The sequence below is a fragment of the Youngiibacter fragilis 232.1 genome (assembly GCF_000495435.3).
Classification (GTDB): Bacteria; Bacillota; Clostridia; order Clostridiales; family Clostridiaceae; genus Youngiibacter; species Youngiibacter fragilis.
The window spans coordinates 1-2,600 of the sequence record NZ_AXUN02000048.1 but is presented as its reverse complement, the minus strand read 5'-3'; the positions used below and the strand labels follow the sequence as shown (position 1 = coordinate 2,600).

The 2,600-nt window shown below is 38.2% G+C and carries 2 protein-coding genes; both read right to left on the bottom strand.

From position 1 onward, the window contains the following. Nucleotides 1-1,013 (bottom strand): RHS repeat domain-containing protein (locus tag T472_RS19210; RefSeq protein ID WP_023863316.1); only part of this gene is annotated, 1,013 nt, incomplete at its 3' end. Between the two features lie 83 nt (nt 1,014-1,096). After that, nucleotides 1,097-2,140, bottom strand: coding sequence for a YncE family protein (locus T472_RS03610; protein ID WP_023387836.1), 1,044 nt, complete (start codon nt 2,138-2,140; stop codon nt 1,097-1,099). Nucleotides 2,141-2,600: the final 460 nt, after the last annotated feature.

Below are 2,600 nucleotides of genomic sequence, written 5' to 3'. Positions count from 1 at the left end.
GGTTTCAATATAAAAAACATCGAAAACCCAATAATACCAAGGGGTTTCGATGTTAACAAGTTATAGTTCTGTGGGGATTCAGGATTTGATGCTCCCGCTATTCCCAATCCGCCTAAAGCTTTTATAAAAGTTAACTTACCTCCCATTTTAACCATACCACCACTATTACTAATGTAGGCATATTGGTATGAAGCCGATCTTTGCTCCTTCAATTTGACATCGGATAGTACTTTTATTCTCGTTGAAGCACGCGTTGTAGGTTTTGAATTAACCGCTCTTATAAGTGCATAAGCTCCGATTCCAATAACTACATAGGGGAGTACAGCTCCCATCAATGCAAAAGCTGCACTTCCACTTATCATTGCCATCACTGTACTTATAGTAATTAAATTAGGATTAGAGAATGTTGCCGCTTCGGTGAGATATCCACTTGGATCTTTCATATTTACTGGATTATTTAATGTATATGCAAACATGTTAAGAGCTAGCAGCTCTCCCACAACTCCGGTTATGCCATCCGCGTTTACGAACCTTCCCCACTCCGGATTGTAATACCTGGACTGGAGATAGTAAAGCCCTGTCTCGTTGTCGTAGCGGTATCCCCTGTACCTGTATGGGTTCTTAATTCCAACCGTACTCGCTAGGCTACCCGTTGTTGAGAGCAGTTTCCCCCAAGTGTCGTAGGTGTAGCTAACCACAAGGTTTCCTGCATTATCAATAAGCCCTGTGATGTCCCCCTGGGCGTTCCTTGTGTAGTAGTATTCTGTTCCGTTAAGGTTCATCGAGAAGAGGTTCCCCGAAGCATCATAGCTGTAGTGGATCTTGTCCGAGCCTGTAGTCTCGAAGCTGACCTTGTCACCGAATACTGTGTACTTGGTAGTGACGCCATTGACGGTCTTCTCTGTCCTTATCCCATCAGAGTTGTACTTGAAGCTGAGGCTTGTGGAAGCATTGCTCAAGCTCTTCAGCTGCCTGCCATTTTCCCAGGTGTAGGTCCAGCCATCGTAAGACAATGGATTCCCTATTGCATCATAGGTTATTGACTTGCCGTTATACGCTGTAAGCTTGTCCTTCCAGTTTACTCCCCGCTAGAATCCTAGTCCTTCTCTAAACATTGTCCCATTTCTACAACATACCCACAATTCCAAGTGCCTATTAGTAAGTATTGCCCATTAGGGCTAAAGCTTGCATAGCATGAATAGGGTAATCGGAATTCCCTTACACAACTCAAATCATCACACCTAATTAGCTTAATTACCTCTGAAAACACTACCGCAATGAATTTCCCGTCCTTTGACCAACTAAGATGACTTAAATAACCATCTTTCGGGAATTTAGAATTCATGGATTCGCAAATGGAAATAAGCCGATCATTTATATTGTCTTCACCTATGACTTTCTTTGTTATTTCCATTGGATTTATACTTATTTCTTCATTAGATTTGCATTCTCCAGTTTTTCGTATTATATCCAATTTATTATCCGCAATATATAAATCATTGGATGCATATATAGAGTAGCATTCAGTATTTTCATTATAATCTATTGCACCCCACTCTCTTATTTGTTTTGAATTTATTTTATTATACTGATTTGATTCAAACGGATACTCCCATAATATAATATAATTCTTGCCATATCCGGATGAGTCGTTCCTGTCATAAAAATAAAAAATGAATTTGTTTTTTGATTCAACGCATTGTATACCTTGGATAACGGAGTAATCAATTCCAGCATGTTCCCTAATCTCTATACTCTGTAGGTCAATGGATACTATTGTTTCTTTAACATGGCTATTTATAGCTGCAATCGCAAATTTATCATCATGAGTAAAACAGAGGTTACAATCTTGTGAATGTTTGCCATTTCCAATTCTAAATGATTTCATAAACGATATGGTGAAAAGATCATATAGAGCAACTTTGCCCATAGAATTCGTTACTGCAAGGTATTTATTGTTATTTGAAAATGAAATATTACGAGGATTCTTTATGTTATCCCAAGATGTAATCTCTTCAAATGTTTTAGCATCGTGTAAATATACCTTACTCGCACTCAAACGACATATATATTTGGCATCGCTAGACATTTTTATTTCGTATGAATGTTTAAACTTATGCAAGTAAAAGTTACCTTTCATTCTATCCTTCCTCTCTCATCAAAATGGTGATGCTGCATCCAATGCATACAACCAGGCACGTATTGCACCTAACGCTCCGTAGACCATATTCCTCTGTTGTGCTACTGTCTTACCTAAATGAAACGCATAAGAAACGATTCTGTCTACAAATTCATAATATTCTGGGTTGTGCAATCTAAAACAACTATGCAGTCCAGTTTTGAGGGATATGAGATTAGCGGGATTGGAAATCTATCTATTTCAACTATTATCAATATTCTTTGCTCAAGTCTTAAGCAGCCAGCCATTCTCCCAGGTGTAAGTCCAGCTGTCGTAAGACAATGGATTCCCAATTACATCATTGGGTCTAATAATCGATAATTTAATTTCAGTATAAGCGTTGCCTTACAGCCCATCAATATTGATAGTAGATTTATAACTAAATATTCTTCTTGAATATCGGCTCAATCACAAATTCTGT

Excerpts from the sequence above, each read along its gene's own strand:
- T472_RS03610 (WP_023387836.1), bottom strand. The coding sequence starts at position 2,140 with ATGAAAGGTAACTTTTACTTGCATAAGTTTAAACATTCATACGAAATA.